This is a genomic window from Vibrio rubrogenes (assembly GCF_059641415.1).
The window spans coordinates 111,693-129,839 of record NZ_JCARSY010000007.1; the positions used below are offsets into that span (position 1 = coordinate 111,693).

17 protein-coding genes are annotated in these 18,147 nt (G+C 46.4%); 6 read left to right on the forward strand and 11 right to left on the reverse strand.

Features of this window, described 5'->3' with window-relative positions; translation table 11 throughout:
* Nucleotides 1-128: 128 nt before the first annotated feature.
* The 5 genes from AC55NX_RS07530 to kefG all read right to left on the reverse strand — a co-directional run bounded on the left by AC55NX_RS07530 (nt 129) and on the right by kefG (nt 4,417).
* Entirely contained in the window at nt 129-1,073 is a 945-nt protein-coding gene (locus AC55NX_RS07530; protein ID WP_496995160.1) for an isoaspartyl peptidase/L-asparaginase family protein, read from the reverse strand.
* An 87-nt stretch (nt 1,074-1,160) separates the two neighbouring features.
* Entirely contained in the window at nt 1,161-1,703 is a 543-nt protein-coding gene (slyD, locus tag AC55NX_RS07535; RefSeq protein ID WP_059119758.1) for a peptidylprolyl isomerase, read from the reverse strand.
* A 119-nt stretch (nt 1,704-1,822) separates the two neighbouring features.
* Nucleotides 1,823-2,023, reverse strand: coding sequence for a YheV family putative zinc ribbon protein (locus tag AC55NX_RS07540; RefSeq protein ID WP_059119757.1), 201 nt, complete (start codon nt 2,021-2,023; stop codon nt 1,823-1,825).
* 3 nt (nt 2,024-2,026) lie between these two features.
* On the reverse strand, nt 2,027-3,832 hold the full coding sequence (gene kefB / locus AC55NX_RS07545) for a glutathione-regulated potassium-efflux system protein KefB (RefSeq protein WP_496995161.1): 1,806 nt from the start codon (nt 3,830-3,832) through the stop codon (nt 2,027-2,029).
* A complete protein-coding gene (kefG, locus tag AC55NX_RS07550) occupies nt 3,833-4,417 on the reverse strand; it encodes a glutathione-regulated potassium-efflux system ancillary protein KefG (protein ID WP_496995162.1) in 585 nt (194 codons plus the stop codon).
* A gap of 272 nt (nt 4,418-4,689) precedes the next feature.
* On the opposite strand from kefG, the gene AC55NX_RS07555 reads away from it, so the two are divergent.
* From AC55NX_RS07555 to crp, 6 genes are all read left to right on the forward strand, one after another.
* The gene (locus AC55NX_RS07555; protein ID WP_496995163.1) at nt 4,690-6,612 is read left to right on the forward strand and encodes an ABC transporter ATP-binding protein; all 1,923 of its coding nucleotides are present in this window, start codon (nt 4,690-4,692) and stop codon (nt 6,610-6,612) included.
* The gene (locus AC55NX_RS07560) at nt 6,609-7,097 is read left to right on the forward strand and encodes a TIGR02444 family protein (protein ID WP_496995164.1); all 489 of its coding nucleotides are present in this window, start codon (nt 6,609-6,611) and stop codon (nt 7,095-7,097) included. The genes AC55NX_RS07555 and AC55NX_RS07560 overlap by 4 nt, the downstream gene beginning before the upstream one ends.
* Before the next feature lie 50 nt (nt 7,098-7,147).
* Complete coding sequence (locus tag AC55NX_RS07565) at nt 7,148-8,125, forward strand: hydrolase (protein WP_496995204.1); 978 nt, start codon at nt 7,148-7,150, stop codon at nt 8,123-8,125.
* Between the two features lie 203 nt (nt 8,126-8,328).
* Nucleotides 8,329-8,541, forward strand: a complete 213-nt coding sequence (locus AC55NX_RS07570) for a YheU family protein (protein ID WP_059119751.1) — start codon at nt 8,329-8,331, stop codon at nt 8,539-8,541.
* Between the two features lie 119 nt (nt 8,542-8,660).
* A complete protein-coding gene (locus tag AC55NX_RS07575) occupies nt 8,661-9,530 on the forward strand; it encodes a phosphoribulokinase (protein WP_038179151.1) in 870 nt (289 codons plus the stop codon).
* Nucleotides 9,531-9,813: 283 nt separating this feature from the next.
* On the forward strand, nt 9,814-10,446 hold the full coding sequence (crp, locus tag AC55NX_RS07580) for a cAMP-activated global transcriptional regulator CRP (protein WP_038179153.1): 633 nt from the start codon (nt 9,814-9,816) through the stop codon (nt 10,444-10,446).
* Between the two features lie 73 nt (nt 10,447-10,519).
* On the opposite strand, the gene AC55NX_RS07585 is transcribed toward crp, so the two are convergent.
* From AC55NX_RS07585 to AC55NX_RS07610, 6 genes are all read right to left on the reverse strand, one after another.
* Nucleotides 10,520-11,314 (reverse strand): DUF1338 domain-containing protein, encoded by a 795-nt coding sequence (locus AC55NX_RS07585; protein WP_496995165.1) that lies wholly within the window; start codon nt 11,312-11,314, stop codon nt 10,520-10,522.
* A gap of 64 nt (nt 11,315-11,378) precedes the next feature.
* Nucleotides 11,379-12,401 carry an arginine N-succinyltransferase gene (gene astA / locus AC55NX_RS07590; protein WP_496995166.1) on the reverse strand — a complete coding sequence of 341 codons (1,023 nt, stop codon included), beginning with the start codon at nt 12,399-12,401 and terminating at the stop codon, nt 11,379-11,381.
* A gap of 93 nt (nt 12,402-12,494) precedes the next feature.
* Nucleotides 12,495-13,706 (reverse strand): aspartate aminotransferase family protein, encoded by a 1,212-nt coding sequence (locus AC55NX_RS07595; protein WP_496995167.1) that lies wholly within the window; start codon nt 13,704-13,706, stop codon nt 12,495-12,497.
* 264 nt (nt 13,707-13,970) lie between these two features.
* Nucleotides 13,971-14,549: an aminodeoxychorismate/anthranilate synthase component II gene (locus AC55NX_RS07600; RefSeq protein ID WP_496995168.1), complete on the reverse strand. Its 579-nt coding sequence runs from the start codon at nt 14,547-14,549 to the stop codon at nt 13,971-13,973.
* 161 nt (nt 14,550-14,710) lie between these two features.
* Nucleotides 14,711-15,880 (reverse strand): 5-methyltetrahydropteroyltriglutamate--homocysteine S-methyltransferase, encoded by a 1,170-nt coding sequence (locus AC55NX_RS07605; protein ID WP_496995169.1) that lies wholly within the window; start codon nt 15,878-15,880, stop codon nt 14,711-14,713.
* A 190-nt stretch (nt 15,881-16,070) separates the two neighbouring features.
* Nucleotides 16,071-18,020 (reverse strand): glycoside hydrolase family 44 protein, encoded by a 1,950-nt coding sequence (locus AC55NX_RS07610; RefSeq protein WP_496995205.1) that lies wholly within the window; start codon nt 18,018-18,020, stop codon nt 16,071-16,073.
* Between the last annotated feature and the right edge of the window lie 127 nt (nt 18,021-18,147).

An 18,147-nucleotide genomic window follows, 5' to 3' on the forward strand; every position in this document is an offset into this window, starting at 1 on the left:
GGTTAAAAATGGATTCTACCACCGAATGTTGGATGATGCAGTCATTTTTTAAGCATAAAAAATTCATAAAAAAACGCTTTTTGTTCGATTTTAGAATCAAAAAGAAATCGTTTGCGTAAAATGTCGGTTTACACGTCATCTGCGTAGATTTTGATCTGTTTTTTGCCATGAATATCGATGCAACTCCGATACATACCGGTACAGTTCATGCCAAAATGAATCTCCCCGAATTGATCAATTGCAATCACCCCGCCTTCTCCACCCAAGTTTTTCACCTCACCTTGAATGACCTTGGTGCAAGCTGTATGTACATCTTCCCGTAAGTAACGCATTCGCGCGGCAATATCACCGGCAACACAACAACGCATAAAGACTTCACCCATACCGGTTGCAGATATAGCAACATTATGATTTTCTGCATAAGTTCCGGCACCGATAATCGGAGAATCCCCAACCCGTCCATACTGTTTATTGGTGACTCCCCCGGTACTGGTTGCAGCTGCAAGGTTACCATTCTGATCCAATGCAACGGCACCGACAGTGCCGAATTTATGCTCATCGGGATAACTTGACTCAGACAACGCAAAGCTCCCTGCAGCTTTCATAGCTAACAGTTGTTCGTAACGTCTGTCGGTAAAAAAATAATCCTGTTCGGTATAGTCATAACCAAGCTTTGCTGCAAACTCTTCCGCCCCTTCACCAATGAGCATCACATGAGCACTCTGCTGCATCACATCTTTAGCCAGTTGCACTGGGTTTTTGATATGACGAACCCCGGCAACCGCCCCTGCCTGGCGATGTTCACCACACATTACCGCCGCATCCATTTCGACCATCTCTTTCGCCGTCAGGACAGAGCCTTTCCCTGCATTAAAGTGTGGAGAGTCTTCAAGAATTCTGACAGCGCAGACAACCGCATCGACGGCGCTGCCGCCTTGCGCGAGTAACTGATGGCCTTGAGAGACAGCTAGATCCAAAACCTGTTCCACATCCCGCTGAATTTCATCCGTCATTTGAGAACGCAGAATTGTGCCGGCACCGCCATGAATTGCAATCGCAAAACGTTTCTTCATATATATCCTCGTAAGACCATAAAAAAACACCTGCACAAATCGGCAGGTGTTTCCATTTAGTAGATTCAGTGAAACGAATCAGGACAATTAATGGCAGCCACACCCGCCATTTCCACCACAGCAGCCTTCTTCACCATGGTCGTGATCATGTCCACAGCTACCGCCACCTTGATGAATATGCCCATGAGCAACCTCTTCATCTGTTGCTGCACGAACCGCGACAACTTCAACGTCAAACGTCAGTGTCTGACCGGCCAGCATGTGGTTACCGTCGACGACGACTTCATCACCGTCAACTTCTGTGATTTCGACCGGAATCTGACCCTGATCAGTTTCTGCCAGAAAACGCATACCCGCTTCAAGTTGATCGACACCATGAAAAACATCGGCCGGAACACGCTGAACCAAGTCATCATTGTATTCACCGTATGCGTCTTCAGGTGTAATGGTTGCAGTAAATTTATCGCCAGCAACTTTACCTTCAAGTTCACGCTCTAAGCCGACGATCAGGTTGTGATGACCATGCAGGTAATCAAGCGGGGCATCAGCAGTTGACTGATCAGCGACAACTCCGTCTTCCAGTTTGAGTTGGTACGCTAAACTCACCACAACATTCTTTTCAATTTTCATAAACGCTCCAAGGCATCGAGTGTATTTTGTCACCGATTGTGACCGTATTGCATGTCCAAGTGATTCGAAATCCTTGGAGAACTGAGCGATATTATGAAGAAGTCTCTCGTAAACCTCAATTAGTCCGGTTTAAAAATACCAATCATCGCTTCTTCCGCATGTGTACTTTGCTCAACGGAACGTGGTGTTCGCTGTTCGGTATAATCACATTCCACGCATTCGACATGCTCAACATGATTCACTTCCCACCAGCAAAGTGAATCGGCAGTGTGACACTGCGGACAACAGGCTCCGGCTATAAAACGTTTCTTAATTTGCACAAATTAATCCTGATCTCTTTCCCAAAAGTCTCGAGCCTGATGGTCTTTCTCCATCTCGCGCCCAAATATTTCTTCCAGTTCTTGCCGAGTCTCTTTGGCACGCAACGAGAGTTGCTTGCCTTCATTATGCATCGGCAACAGCTCTTCCAGCATCGCATTATCTAAACGACAAAAATGTGATTCAGCTCGTTTTGCCTGATAGGGATGCATCCCTAATTCAACCAATGTTTGTCTCCCTAAATCCAGCGCTCCCAAGAATGTTTCTCGCGAGAAGTGCGGTACACCATGATTAAGCAGTTGATAAGCTTCAACCCGACTGCGCGCCCGCGCTAAAATTTTCAATTTCGGGAAATGATGCTGACATAACGCAACAATCGCCATCACTTCATCCGGATCATCGGTACATACCACAATCGCTTCCGCATCTTCTGCACCCGCTGAGCGGAGTAACTCCAGATTGGTCGCATCCCCATAAAAAACCTGATAACCATACTTACGCAGTAATTTGATCTGACTCGCATCACTTTCAAGAATAGTAACTTTGATTTTATTGGCAAACATCAAACGACCCACGATCTGCCCAAACCGCCCAAACCCGGCAATAATCACTCTCGGGTCATTATTTTCGACATCAACCGCTAAATCATCTGCCGAGTTGAACTCTCGGGCAAACCAACGTTTCTGAATACTGAGCAACAGTGGCGTAGTGACCATCGATAAACTGACGACCACCAGCAAAAATGACGTTTGCTCTGCTTGCAGTAAACCTTCGGACTGCGCAGCGGTAAAGATGACAAAAGCAAACTCGCCTCCCTGACTCAGAATGGCGGCCATACTGCTACGCGCTTTCGCGCGAGTTCCGAACAATCGGGCCAGTAAGTAGAGAATCCCACCTTTAATTGCCACCAGTACAGTTACCGCCGCGAGAATCTGTAATGGATTGTTGAACAATAGTCCTAAATCAACGGCCATACCGATCGCAATAAAGAAGAGCCCGAGCAATAGCCCTTTAAACGGCTCAATAGACACTTCCAGCTCATGGCGAAATTCACTTTCTGCCAACAACACCCCGGCAAGGAACGTCCCCAACGCCATGGACAGCCCTAAAAATTGCATCAGCAACGCAATACTAATGACCAACAATAATGCCGCAACAGTGAACAACTCCCGGACACCGCTCATCACGATATAGCGAAACAACGGGCTTAATAGAAAATGACCGCCGACCAGCAATCCGACAATGCCACAGAGCATCCACAGTGCATCAATCCAATCCCCGGCAGAATTCCCGGCTAATACAGGTAACAACGCCAACATGGGGATCACGGCAATATCCTGAAATAACAATACCGCAAAGCCTGACTGCCCGGTTTCACTGCGCTCCAGTTCTTGCTCTTCAATCACCCGCAAAGCAATTGCTGTAGAAGAAAGCGCTAATCCCATCCCCATCACCAAACTAACCTGCCAACTGTTGACAAAAAAATGGATGAGGCTGGCTAACACGGCACTGGTCACCACAACCTGAGCACCGCCAAGCCCGAGAATCGGTGATTTCATTTGCCAAAGCTTGCGCGGATTCAGTTCAAGCCCGATCACAAACAGCAATAAAACCACACCGAATTCTGCAAAATGCAGAATCGCGTCAACATCACTAATTAATCCCAGTCCCCAAGGACCAATCGCTCCCCCGGCTAACAGATATCCCAACACCGAACCAAGCCCGGCACGCTGGGCCACAGGCACAGCAATGGCTGCCGCTGTCAGAAATACAGCACTACTTTGTAAAAAATCATTCGTCAATGCTGCCATTTATTGCTCCTCTGAACCGTGAGTATCTATCATCTCGGGCGCACTCAGCCACTGACGATAAGACTCGGCATGTTGATATCTTTCAGTTTCAGTGACATTACGAGACCAGTATAGGATCAATGGATTACACCATGTCATGCGGCAAAGAGAGGCAACCAGTTCAAACGGTTGTAGAATCTCGTCCAACGGATATTTGTTATACCCCTTATGACCAAAAGCCGTTTTCTTGCCCCCGGTGGTAATCACACTGCGCCAGATTTTACCTGCCAGTGCACATTGAGAGCCAAATGCAAAGTCTTTGCATAAGACCCGATCCAACCATTCTTTTAGCAATGCGGGACAAGAATACATATAAAGAGGATGTTGAAAAACAATCACATCATGCGCCATCAACAGACTTTGTTCAGCATCGACATCAATAAAAAAGTCAGGATAGGTTGCATAAAGATCATGGATGGTGACATTTTCAAGCGGCTTGATCGCTTCAATTAATATCTGATTCACAACGGAGCTCTGTGGCTCCGGATGAGCAAAGATCACCAACACTTTGGGGCATTCGGTGGTACACGAAACCGTATCAGCCATGACTAACTTCACTCCTCTGTCTATTTAACTGAATCATAACGTATTGTAATCAGTCCGTACCAATCTTCCCTGAGATTTCTGTAATAATTATTTTCACTTCCGGAACAGATCATCTCAAATCATAGACGAGCGAGACGTCGCTAACACCAACACAAATTATCAATGAGACCGAACCACCGCAAGATCCAACCATCGCGCTCCGCTAATCATCGACATTTGTCATCAATCCACCTACTATTTCGGGCAGTTTGTTTTCAACCAGATACCTTTTTATGATTACCTTTTCTGATATTCAGTTATTGCGCGGCGGAAAACCGCTGTTAGAACAAACATCTGCAACAATTCATCCGGGAGACAAAGTAGGTCTGGTCGGTAAAAACGGCTGTGGTAAGTCAAGCCTATTTGCACTGCTCAAGGATGAACTCAGCGTTGATGCCGGTTCATTCAATATGCCAGCCCAGTGGGAATTAGCCTGGGTCGCGCAAGAGACACCGGCGCTCGAGCGTAGTGCCATTGAATATGTCATCGATGGTGATCGGGAATACCGCTTACTGGAAAAACAGTTGCAGCAAGCTGAGCAACGTGAAGAAGGGACACGGGTCGCAGAACTGCACGGTCATATTGAGACGATCGGTGGTTACAGTATCCGGGCCCGTGCGTCTGAATTACTGGACGGTCTGGGGTTCAGTCAAGAACAGATGCAATGGCATTTGACACAATTTTCCGGTGGCTGGCGGATGCGCCTGAATCTGGCTCAGGCATTGCTCTGTCGCTCAGACCTCCTGTTACTCGATGAACCAACCAACCACTTGGATCTAGATGCAGTTATGTGGCTGGAACGCTGGCTACAGAATTATCCCGGCACACTGATCCTAATTTCACATGACCGGGATTTTCTTGATCCGATTGTCGGCCGGATTATCCATATCGAGAATCAGCAACTCAACGAGTACACCGGTAATTATTCATCATTCGAAAATCAGAGAGCCGAAAAACTGGTTCTTCAGCAGGCGATGTATCAGAAACAGCAAAAGCAAATTTCTCACATGCAAAGCTATATTGACCGTTTTCGTTACAAGGCGTCCAAAGCTCGTCAGGCACAGAGTCGGATTAAAGCACTGGAACGGATGGAAAAGGTGCTGCCCGCGCAACTGGATAATCCGTTTAGTTTTGAATTCAGAGAGCCGACGGCTCTGCCGAACCCGATTCTGATGATGGATGAAGTTGCTGCCGGATATGATCACGTCGCGATCCTCAACCAGATCAAATTGAATCTGGTACCCGGTAGTCGGATCGGTTTGCTGGGTCGTAATGGGGCAGGGAAATCAACGCTCATCAAACTACTCTCTGGGGAGTTACAACCTCAAAGCGGTGCGCTCACCTATTCTCAAGGCGTCAAAATCGGTTATTTTGCCCAGCATCAGTTGGAAACGCTTCATCCGGAAGAAACCCCGTTACAACATTTAATGCAAATCGCACCGAATCATACCGAACAACAACTAAGAGATTATCTCGGTAGCTTCGGTTTTCAAGGTGATAAAGCACTCGAAAAAGTCGCGCCTTTCTCCGGTGGCGAAAAAGCGCGACTCGTCTTGGCATTAATCGTCTGGCAGAAACCAAATCTCCTGTTACTGGACGAACCGACCAACCACCTTGATCTCGATATGCGTCAAGCACTGACACTCGCCTTGCAGACTTACGAAGGGGCGATGGTGATTGTCAGCCATGACCGCTATCTGCTTCGGGCCACCACCGATGATTTTTATCTGGTTCATGATGCCAAAGTGGTCGCATTCGATGGCGATCTGAATGATTATTACCGTTGGCTCACCGAGCAGCAAAAACAACAAAAGCAGGACAAGAAAGAACAAACCACAACGAAAGACAGTCAATTCAGTGCCGCGGCGAAAAAAGAACAAAAACGTAAAGAAGCAGAACTCCGTCAGCAAACTGCGCCAATTCGCAAGAAACTGACACAATTAGAGCAGCAAATCGATAAATTACAATCAACGCTCAGCGATGCAGAGCAGCAATTAAGCGATTCATCCCTGTATGATGCGGAGAATAAAGCTAAACTTACTCAGGTGCTTGCGCTTCAGGCTCAAAGTAAATCTGACCTTGAGGAACTTGAGTCTCAATGGATGGAGCATCAAGAGCGCCTAGAACAGATGGAACAGGAGTTCAACACTTTATGATTCAGACACCGATTTCCCTGACACTGGAACGACTTTGGCAATTTAGTTTGCAATATTACAGTGTCCGGGAAGTCAAAGAAGCCTGTCTCAGCCTCCAAAACAACTACCACGGTAACGTCAATTTACTTTTGCTTCTGAAATGGCTCGATGAACAGCAGCTCAGCATCGGGCAACAAGACTGGCATCGTGTGATGACTTGTATCAGTGCCACTGAAGGATTGCTCAATAGCTATCGAGAGTTACGCAGAAAACTCAAAGCACATCTGCCGGATACGCTCTATCGTGAGTCGCTTCAATTTGAGCTACAACTGGAAAAACAGCAACAATCCGATCTGGTGGATTGTATTAATCAGCTCAAGTTGCAGCCCGGCGACACACAATTAATGACCCAGCGTTACTGCAAAGCGCTGACCGCTGATCATCTTGCCAAGATCTTTGCGAAACCCGCATCATTTTCATCAACACATGCCAAGTACAAAAAATAGAGGAAAGAATCGCGGTGAGCAGTTCGATACAAAACGTGAGCCCAAATAGGTTGCTGACATTCAAGCCGGCTTTAGGTGGTGCCGCGCCACACATTCAGACACTGCTGCCCAGATGGGTTCGACGCACCCCTTTATTTTCACCGTATTGGGAAACGCTGACGACACCGGATGATGATATTTTGAGCCTGGCTTGGAGTGAAGACCCAAATCAACCCGATGTGCAGACAAAACCTTTATTTATTCTCTTCCATGGTCTCGAGGGAAGCTTTCATAGCCCTTATGCCAACGGTTTGATGCACGCTTTCGCGCAACAAGGCTGGTTATCTGTCATGATGCACTTTCGTGGGTGTAACGGCCAGCCAAACCGACAAGCCCGTGCCTACCATTCGGGAGAAACCAGCGATCCACGCTATTTTCTGACACAAATCCATCAACGTTTTCCGTCCAATTACAAGATGGCTGCCGGTATCTCGCTCGGTGGCAATATGTTGGCAAACTATTTGGCAGAGTTTGCAGATCTGCCACTTATCGATAGTGCCTCCATTATCTCAGCCCCCTTCGATTTGAGTGACAGTTCGAGCCGGATTAATCGCGGCTTCTCACGTATCTATCAGGCTTACCTCCTCAACTCACTCAAGCAAAATGCTTATCGTAAATTTGGGACGCTCCGGCAAACGATTCCAGTCACACAGTCCTTAATTCGACAGTTGAAAACATTACAAGAATTCGATGATTTGATCACCGCCCCCCTGCATGGATTTGAAAACGCCCAAGACTACTATCAACGCTGTTCGGCAATCTCTAAACTGGGACAAATTCGTCTGCCGACACTCATTGTACACGCACAAGACGATCCCTTTATGACTGATGCAGTTATTCCGACGGCACCGCTGCCCCAGATGATCGATTATCAACTCATGACACATGGTGGGCATGTCGGCTTTCTGAGTGGCACCGTTGCCAAACCACGCTTCTGGTTGGAAGAAGCTCTGCCCCACTATTATCGGGCACAATCACCTAAGTATTGAATACCATCCCCTCAGTATCGTCACCAACGACTACCGAGAACGCTCACCGAACTGATGAGTGTTCTCCTACTCTTCCAAAGTCACGCCTCAAGCATCATCTATATTTGCGTGTAAAATCATGATTATTGCGCAACATCATGTAAAATCCGTTAAGATACACGCTATTCATTCATCCCAGAGTGATCGTATAGAAGGTCATCATTATGATTATTCCTTGGCAAACGCTCGAACCGGATACGCTCGATAATCTGATCAGGGAGTTTATCCTCCGAGAAGGAACCGACTACGGCGAGCAAGAAATTTCTCTTGAAGAGAAAGTCGCTCAGGTCAAACAACAGATTCAATCCGGAGAAGCGGTGATCGTCTATTCCGAACTTCACGAGTCCGTAGATATTCAACAAAACAGATATCGTTAATTTATGAATTGTCCGATGACAGCACCAATTTCCATGATATAGTGAAATCGATTTCTCGGTTTTCTTCGGGAGATCGGTTCATTGAGTGCACGACAAGGAATGATAAGACAAGGTATGTCATGTCAGCAAAACATCCCATTATTGCAGTAACCGGCTCTTCGGGTGCCGGTACAACAACGACTTCCGAAGCTTTTCGCAAAATGTTTAATATGATGCGAATCAAGCCGGCTTGGGTTGAAGGTGATAGTTTTCACCGTTTCACCAGACCGGAGATGGATGTCGAAATCCGTAAGGCCAGAGAGCAAGGACGCCATATCAGCTATTTCGGTCCTCAAGCAAACGATTTTCCGGCATTGGAAGAGTTTTTCCGGGAATATGGCCGCACCGGAACGGGAAAAATTCGCCGTTATCTGCATACATTTGATGAAGCAGTTCCCTATAACCAGATGCCGGGAACATTTACGCCATGGCAAGATCTCCCCAATGATACCAATGTCCTTTTTTATGAAGGGCTTCATGGGGGGGTGGTCGATGGCGAAACCAATGTCTCCCAACATGTTGATTTTCTCATTGGCATGGTGCCGATCGTCAATCTGGAGTGGATTCAAAAGTATGTCCGGGACACCCGGGACAGAGGGCATTCCCGAGAAGCAGTGATGGATTCGATCGTTCGCTCCATGGATGATTACTTAAATTACATTACGCCCCAATTTTCTCGGACACATATTAACTTTCAGCGGGTTCCGACAGTGGATACATCCAATCCACTGAGTGCAAAAGGGATTCCGAGTCTGGATGAAAGTTTTGTGGTCATCCGCTTGCTAGGCATCAAAAAAGTCGATTTCCCTTACCTGTTGGCAATGATTGATGGCTCATTTATGTCATGTCATAACACGATTGTCGTGCCCGGTGGGAAAATGAGTTTTGCCATGGAGTTGATTGTCCGTCCTATTCTTCAGCAGTTGATAGAAACCGGAAAAATTGGCTAATTACGATTCACTGGCACGAATCGGGCTCTTTTAGTTCCTATACCGTGACGATGCGCACATTTTTGCGTACTAAATCACGGTCATGACACGATTAAAGTCAAGAAATTATGTAAGAAAAAGGATACTATTTGATACCGAAACAGAAGACAACTTGCAGGCTTTCTCAAGTGCTTTTATGCTAAGTGTTTAGTTCCGAGACATGTTCAGTTTGAACATGTTCAGTTCAAAAGCTTCGCGAAAACATGGAAAGCAGCAAGCTACCCTGCAGAGGAAGAGAGATATTATGGTTCTAGGTAAACCTCAAACCGATCCAACATTAGAGTGGTTTCTTTCACATTGTCACATACATAAATACCCTTCAAAGAGTACGCTGATTCATGCAGGCGAAAAAGCGGAAACGCTTTATTACATCGTGAAGGGATCTGTTGCTGTTCTGATCAAGGACGAAGAAGGGAAAGAAATGATCCTTTCTTACCTCAATCAGGGTGACTTCATCGGTGAACTTGGTTTATTCGAAGAAGGTCAAGAACGAACAGCTTGGGTCAGAGCGAAATCTCCCTGCGAAGTTGCAGAAATTTCCTTCAAAAAGTTCCGTCAGTTAATTCAGGTCAATCCAGACATTTTGATGCGTCTGGCAGGACAGATGGCAAGCCGCCTTCAAGTCACTAGCCAGAAAGTCGGTGATCTGGCTTTTCTGGATGTGACAGGTCGTATTGCACAGACGCTGTTAAATCTGGCAAAACAACCCGATGCAATGACGCACCCGGACGGAATGCAAATCAAGATTACCCGCCAGGAGATCGGCCAGATTGTCGGTTGTTCTCGTGAAACCGTTGGCCGCATTTTGAAAATGCTCGAAGAGCAGAACCTTATTTCAGCCCACGGAAAAACAATTGTTGTTTACGGTACAAGATAATTTTTTTGCTTGAACCAACAAAAGAGCCATCCTCGCGATGGCTCTTTTATTTGCGACGATTGATCATGATACATCACTGATCATTGGTACTTTCAAAAATTTTGTCAGCCGAAGCTTCGACAAATCCGGGATATAAAATACCATTCGCCATCGGATAACGTTTGGCAAATTCATAGAAACCACCGGGAACCAACAACTCCGCTTCATCAAATTCAACCGCAACCCGATCAGCCATGATCGATGACTGTTCCAGAAATAACGCCGGTGAGCCCTTCACTTCACCACCTGATGAATTGATCACAAAGCCATGTTGGAGTAGATAAGCATTCACATCCGCGACCTGATTAAAACGGGCCAACTGATTGACACTCACCGTAAAATGGTTCGCACCGTAGCCATGTGCCGCAACCCAAGCGGCATACTCACTCTCTTCCGCCAACAGATAATATTGCTCGAGTGAAATCGGCCATAAACGCCCACCATAAAGAAAGTCAGTATCAGCAACCATGTCGGACCTGACATGAGAGATCAGACTTCTCACGATCTTTTGCAAAGATTCAGAACAGCGTTCAACTTCCAACTCACTGATGAAGACTTTAGGTAACTTGGGATTCGGGTGTTCAAAGTGCTGCGCAGCTAACTTTTTTTGTTCAAACTGATAGTGCCCTTTCGACACATATCCCAGCCGAACAAAGGGTGCGGCTATCACGTCAAGGTTGACTGGTGACAAATTAAACGTCCGCAACGCAATATGATCATTGTTGAGCGGTTCCTCTTCCTGAAGAAGTTTGTGGATCAGCTGTGCGGATGGGCAAAGCCTGGTTGTATAATCTTGCCACAATGCGGCAAATAATGAGTCCGGCGTCATAGCGCCTCCTTCTTTATCAATCATCTTGGGCTGTCATCGCATTCCTGTTTCCGGCTTTCGGAGATTAACGAATCACCAGAAAACGAACCCGATCACCAGACTGAATCAACAAAGCCTGAGCCACTTCAGGCGTCACGATCACAGTCTCAGATTCCGGGTGAAAATCGACCTCGGCGATTGTCGCCCGGAAAAATTCAAATGAAGTATTACTGAGTATGACTTTTTGTTGGCTGTGATGTTGCGCCACTTTAACTGTCGCTGACACAGAGTGCCTGACCGACTCAATATGACGTAAATCACATTCAACCGTCGGGCCTGCATCAAAAATATCGACATAATTACGACAGGTGAATCCTTCTTCTTCTAATAATTTTAAAGCAGGTCTGGTCTTGTCATGTACCTTTCCGATCACAGCTTGGGCTTCAGGGCTGAGCAGATTGATATAGATCGGTAATTTGGGCATCAGTTCAGCAATGAACCCTTTATGGCCCGACCCCGTCAAATAATCCGCCAGAGAAAAATCGATGGAGAAAAAATGTTCCTGCAACCATTGCCAGAACGGAGAGTTTCCCTGTTCATCAGAGACGCCTCTCATTTCAGCAATAATGGTCTGAGCAAAGCGCTCCCGGTGTTCCGCCAGCATCAAAAAGCGACATTTAGACATCAAACGACCATTCAGACCGGCACGAAACTCGGGTAAGAGAAAGAGCGTACACAACTCAGAACAACCGGTATAGTTATTACCTAGCGTCAATAATTTCACGATTTTGTTGACGCCCAAGCGACGGGAAGAATGAAGAATGGTACTGATATGATAAGAATAAGACGGTGTATCCCAGCCGACGTAGGCTCCAATTGCTGTCGTACCGGCAATCCGACCGCTTTCGCTATCGACCCCAACCATCAGGTAACTCTCATCGGTTGGTGACTGAACATCTGCCTTGGCAAAACTCGCTTCTGAATGTTCAATACGATGAGATAACAGCGCCTCATTGACAGGCAGTGATGTAAAGCCATAACCAGATTCTATCGCACAATGATAGAGCGCATTATAGTCAGTCATTGTAATGGGACGAACCACAAGCATGGATGTCTCTCCCTGAAAACCTGAGTTCGAAATGAAACCAGTCTGACTATAAGCATAGCTCAGGATCGTTGCGAACCTGAGCTAAAATTTAAACTAAGTTAATGATGCAATGGCTTTTTCCAGTCGTAACAAGCCTTCCTGAATATCGATATCCTCAATCACCAGTGACGGCGTGAAGCGCACCACATTCGGCCCGGCGACCAAAACAAGCACGCCCGCTTTACCGGCTGCCTGTAGTATGTCACGCGCTCTTCCGTGCCAAGCTTCAGTCAGTACCGCACCGAGCAATAAACCTTTGCCACGAATCTCACTGAATATCGGGTATTTGGCATTAATCCGTTCTAATCCATCCCGGAACAGCAGCTCTTTTTCTTTAACGCCTTCAAGCACCTGAGGTTGAGAGGTTATATTGACCACCGCTTCAGCAACCGCACAGGCAAGTGGATTGCCACCATACGTCGAGCCATGCACCCCAACCTTAAAGTGAGATGCAATTGCCGTCGTCGTTAACATCGCACCGATCGGGAACCCGCCCCCCAGCGATTTTGCAGTACTGAGAATATCTGGTGTGACCCCAATACCCTGATATGCATAGAAATCACCAGTCCGGCCATTACCGGTCTGAACTTCATCAAAAATTAATAATGCATTGTGTTCATCACACAGCGCTCTGACCGCCTGAATAAATTCTGCTGTCGGAGAAATAATCCCACCTTCACCTTGCAGTGGCTCCATCATCACGGCACATGTCTGATCTGATATCTGGGCTTTGAATGCAGCCAGATCATTATAAGGCAGATGAACCACATCGGACGGTTTCGGGCCAAAGCCATCGGAATAAGTCGATTGCCCACCAACAGTCACCGTAAAAAATGTCCGGCCATGGAATCCCTGTTTAAAAGCAATAATTTCCGACTTTTCCGGACCATAATTATCTACTGCCCACCGCCGAGCCAACTTCAATGCTGCTTCATTCGCTTCAGCGCCTGAATTGGCAAAAAAAACTTTCTCGGCAAAACTCAGTTCCGTCAGTTTTTTTGCCAGGCGCAATGCCGGTTCATTGGTCATTACATTACTCAGGTGCCAAAGCTTCTGCGCTTGCTCAGTCAATGCTTCAACCATGGCTGGGTGGCAGTGCCCCAGACAACTGACTGCGATACCACCGGCAAAATCGACGTATTCTTTATCTGCTTGATCCCACAACCGAGACCCTTTTCCCTTCACCGGAATCACTTCCATCGGACTGTAACAAGGCACCATAACCTCATCAAACTGTGCCCGAACAACATTATTCTGTGTAGCCATTCACACTCCCTCTCCGCTCGTGAGCTTACAACCGCCTCATCCAAATATTCATCAGTATAGATGATCTGTTCATTCTGACCGTGTTTCGGCGGTTGAGATACGATTCACCAATGTCAGTAGACAATACCATTGCAAGCAGACAATATCATCCGCACCGACACTTGTCAGATGATTCTGTCACAAGTTACCCCAATTGTATAATTATGCAATAAAAATGATTTTTTATTTAATTATATTGCAGTAACGATGCGCCGTAATACCAACTCAACGACGTAAAAAATTCGCCAGCAACGCATGACCTTGTTCGGTTTTTATCGATTCCGGATGAAACTGAACGGCATCAATGGGTAAGGTTCGGTGTTGATATCCCATGATTTCATCAACATCACCATCAACAGTTTCAGTCCAGGCTGTGATATCGAAACAATCCGGCAAGCTCTGTCGTTCCACAACTAGAGAATGGTAACGAGTGACTGTTAACGGATGATTTAAACCATGGAATAGCCCCTGACCACTGTGACAAATTGACGAGACTTTACCATGCATCACTTGCTTTGCACGGACAACCTTTGCCCCAAAAGCCTGTGCAATCGCCTGATGACCCAGACAAACACCAAGCAAAGGAAGCTGACCGGCAAAATGTTTGGCGACATCGAGAGAGATCCCCGCTTCATTCGGCGTACACGGCCCCGGAGAAATCACGAGATGGGAAGGATTAAGTGAAGTGATTCCGGCAATATCAATCTGGTCATTACGGACGACGTTGACTTCAGCCCCCAGTTCACAGAAATACTGGTACAGGTTGTAAGTAAACGAGTCATAATTATCAATAATGAGCAACATGAAGATCCACGCCAAACGACTGCCGAAATTAGGTCGCTATTGTGCAGGATAGATGCAAGAAATCAAGAATGTCTGATGAATAAAGAAGTCGCCGCTAAGCTGCGACTTCTTTTTCTTTACTTCATTTTAAGCGCGGCTATATCAATCATGCCCTGTTCAGCTTATCCCCAGACTTGCTTGGCAATCTCTTTAACAAGTGCAATTTTCTGCCATTGTTGCTCCTCGCTCAGCTCATTCCCTTCTTCGGTTGAAGCAAAACCGCACTGAGTGCTCAGACACAGATTTTCCAGAGGTACATATTGTGCCGCCTCATGAATGCGAGTAATCACTTCATCTTTATCTTCCAATTCACCCGTTTTCGAAGAAACAAGGCCAAGAACAACTTGCTTGTCTTGAGGTACTTTGGCGAGCGGTGAAAAATCACCGGATCGGTCTGTATCAAATTCCAGATAAAATGCAGAGACATTTTCTTTGGCGAACAGGACATCAGCAATCGGAGCATACCCACCAGATGCTGCCCAGGTCGAACGATAATTGCCACGGCAAACATGCGTCGTCAAAATCAGATCAGCTGGTGCATTTGCTAATGCACGATTATTAACCAGCAATAACTTTTCCGTTAACCCCGCAATACTTTGGGTATGATCAAATTCGTGAGAATCCCCACATCCGCAAGTAGCTTCTCCCGGTGTGGACGCTTTTGCTGCAACCGCCGCAATTTTTGGATCAGTTAACATCCCCCAAGTACAGTCATCAATCTGTAAGTTGCGACAACCTGCCGCATACAACTCCCGAATAAAGGTTTGATAAACCAGAACAATATCATCAAGCAAATCGGTTTCATTCGGATATATCGCTTGGGTCTGCTCCAGATTACACGGACGCTGTAGCTCTTTCAGAAATTGCGCTGGCGCCGGAATCGTCAGACGAGGCACGATGCCGTCTTCAGCGAATTGCATCAGAAATCGAAAATGTTCAAGAAAAGGATGTTGTTCACCACTGATTTTCCCGGTTAAACGAACACTCTCCGGGCGGGTTTCAATTTGAGCAAAGAGATAACCTTGTTCAATCTCAGACTTCTCCACGCCATTGATGCCCCACATAAAATCCAAATGCCACCAACTCCGCCGGAATTCCCCGTCGGTAATCACCTGTAAACCCGCAGCTTTCTGGCGGACAACAAGTTCAGTAATGGCTTGATCTTCAACGTCAGTCAATTGTTGCTGAGTCAGTTGACCGGCAGCAAACTGCCGGCGAGCGTCATGAAGATAGTTTGGTCGAAGATAACTGCCGACCACATCGGCACGGAATGGGGGGATAGATAATGACATGATATTTTCTCAAGTTGCTATTGAATCATATTCATAGCGTACTCGGTTCTTCACATGAGAAAAGTGATATTTACTCAAATCAAACATGAATTTTTATCATGTTTGATTTGATTGGTACAATAAAAAATCCCCGGTGTATACCACAGGGGATTTAAATTTTAATGCAAGTTCAGTCGCTTAAAAATAGCGCTTAACGATTGGCACAGAACCCGATAGAACTGGTACTTGCACCTGGCTGTAAGACTTTGTTCCACTCAACACCACGAATGGTTACTTTAGCACCGGACTGCTCCCAATTTGCATTCCATAATGCGTACACGCTGCCTTCGACATCAAAAGTGGTGTTCCATTCAACAGCTTCAGAGCCATTGTTGGTGACCACAACGTCAGAACAGTATGATGTACTGCCATCTTGTGGAATATTGACGGACACCGTCACACCATCAGTTCCGGGATCCGTTGGGTCAGTGGGGTCTGTCGGATCAGTTGGATCGGAGGGATCCGTTGGGTCTGTCGGATCGGTGGCATCAGAGGTGCTAAAGACAAAATGATAAGCAGACAGGGCTGGAATATCATAATTGAGCTGATTATTCGTGACCTCAACCTCTCCTTTATCCTGAATTTCAACAGAATCAGAATTGAGCACATAAGTCTTACCTGACTTATAAATCGTGGTTGAATCGATGTTGAACACACCATTGATCGATTCATTCATATTCTTATTCAATACGATGACATGGAGTAACCCGGTCTCTGAATCAACCGATGCATAAATAGAGCTGTTTTCTTTATCGCTCATTGTTGCTGTGACGCTGGTATCGCCAAACGTCCCATTCGCGCCGTCATAGTTGCGATAGAGACGATATGCACTGGCTAAATATTTCTCTTCGTCATTTAAAATCCAGCTGTTGGCGGCATAAACATCATATTTACCGAAGATCCCCAGCACATCGGCTTCAGTAATTGCACCGGTAATATCATCGCCACCACCATAACCATATTCGGTGAACGCAATCTTCGTTCCCGGATAATGTGCATCGATAGAATCTTGAATATGCGGAATCAACGGCAGCTCAGCCATATTCCATTGTGCAATCCAGCTATCTTCCTGATATTCAGGATCCCATAACGTCCGGGGAGCCTGCAGCCGGGCATTTTTATCTTTCACTGAATCAGCACTGCCATCGGTGACGCGTTGATCCCCTCTTGCTTCGGAATACCAGTGCAGGTCAAGCACGTCCAATAATCGCATACCGGATGATTCACCGGCCGCTTTCATCTGGGCCAGATAATAGTCAATAAACCAGTGATACTGATTCGAATAGTTCGACCAATCCGGTGCATCACTCAATGAGGTAAAAGCGCCAAAACCATATAAAGCAGGCCCAAAGACGGCGGCAGTCGGATCAACGCCTTTGACGGCCTGAGCCGCGTCAATCGAGCGTTCGACCAGATCTTTGGCGCCCGGTTTGTCCGGATGGATTCGTGAATGAGTGTGGTACCACAAACTGGGCTCATTATCCAGTGAGTAAGCAAATACGCCACCGTCGGCCGCTCGCCCGTATCGGTCAACTAAAAAGTTGACCATTTCATCGGTATACACAGCATTATCAGTGAGATCAGGGGTTAATGAGAATGGTGCATTCTTTTTCGCTATTGCCGGAATCCAACGAGATGATGGCGCTGTTTCCCCTTCCTGTACCGTACCATTTTTATCTGCGGCAACGTAGCCAGCTAATGGCACGGTCAGCATCGTTTTCGCTCCGGGAATGACATCATTATCAATGAAATCGGTCAGCGTGATCCCCGGAATGGTTTCATCTACACCATCCGGTACCATATAGGTATCACTGGAATGCAGCCAATCTGATCCAGCATTGGAGTAGTTATTCTCCCAGTTATATCCGGTTGTCCGGTTGCCACCGAGACGATAGAACCCGAAATTCTCATGGCCAGTCATGTTCATTCTATGATTGGTCCCATAAATTAAATCACTGATTTTATGATTTTGTTCGTCGGGTGAAATTGAATAATCGATACTCACCTGAGCAGATACTGCGCTGCTTGCTAATGCGGCAAAAATCAGTACAGATAGAACATTAGGTCTGGTCAGTCCGTGTCGATGACTTGATACATTCATCACAAGATATTCTCCTTTGCTACTTTTGATATAGTGATGCTGCCGAAACAAAACTCGATCAGAGCAAAGCTCTACGAACAAAAAGTTCATCAAACATCAGGTATACCGACAGTGGCAAAAACGTACC

What these genes read in the sequence shown, in the direction of transcription:
- AC55NX_RS07530 (WP_496995160.1), bottom strand. Translation starts at nt 1,073, where the DNA reads ATGAAGAAACGTTTTGCGATTGCAATTCATGGCGGTGCCGGCACAATT.
- slyD (WP_059119758.1), bottom strand. Translation starts at nt 1,703, where the DNA reads ATGAAAATTGAAAAGAATGTTGTGGTGAGTTTAGCGTACCAACTCAAA.
- kefB (WP_496995161.1), bottom strand. Translation starts at nt 3,832, where the DNA reads ATGGCAGCATTGACGAATGATTTTTTACAAAGTAGTGCTGTATTTCTG.
- kefG (WP_496995162.1), bottom strand. Translation starts at nt 4,417, where the DNA reads ATGGCTGATACGGTTTCGTGTACCACCGAATGCCCCAAAGTGTTGGTG.
- AC55NX_RS07555 (WP_496995163.1), top strand. Translation starts at nt 4,690, where the DNA reads ATGATTACCTTTTCTGATATTCAGTTATTGCGCGGCGGAAAACCGCTG.
- AC55NX_RS07560 (WP_496995164.1), top strand. Translation starts at nt 6,609, where the DNA reads ATGATTCAGACACCGATTTCCCTGACACTGGAACGACTTTGGCAATTT.
- AC55NX_RS07570 (WP_059119751.1), top strand. Translation starts at nt 8,329, where the DNA reads ATGATTATTCCTTGGCAAACGCTCGAACCGGATACGCTCGATAATCTG.
- AC55NX_RS07575 (WP_038179151.1), top strand. Translation starts at nt 8,661, where the DNA reads ATGTCAGCAAAACATCCCATTATTGCAGTAACCGGCTCTTCGGGTGCC.
- crp (WP_038179153.1), top strand. Translation starts at nt 9,814, where the DNA reads ATGGTTCTAGGTAAACCTCAAACCGATCCAACATTAGAGTGGTTTCTT.
- AC55NX_RS07585 (WP_496995165.1), bottom strand. Translation starts at nt 11,314, where the DNA reads ATGACGCCGGACTCATTATTTGCCGCATTGTGGCAAGATTATACAACC.
- astA (WP_496995166.1), bottom strand. Translation starts at nt 12,401, where the DNA reads ATGCTTGTGGTTCGTCCCATTACAATGACTGACTATAATGCGCTCTAT.
- AC55NX_RS07595 (WP_496995167.1), bottom strand. Translation starts at nt 13,706, where the DNA reads ATGGCTACACAGAATAATGTTGTTCGGGCACAGTTTGATGAGGTTATG.
- AC55NX_RS07600 (WP_496995168.1), bottom strand. Translation starts at nt 14,549, where the DNA reads ATGTTGCTCATTATTGATAATTATGACTCGTTTACTTACAACCTGTAC.
- AC55NX_RS07605 (WP_496995169.1), bottom strand. Translation starts at nt 15,880, where the DNA reads ATGTCATTATCTATCCCCCCATTCCGTGCCGATGTGGTCGGCAGTTAT.
- AC55NX_RS07610 (WP_496995205.1), bottom strand. Translation starts at nt 18,020, where the DNA reads ATGAATGTATCAAGTCATCGACACGGACTGACCAGACCTAATGTTCTA.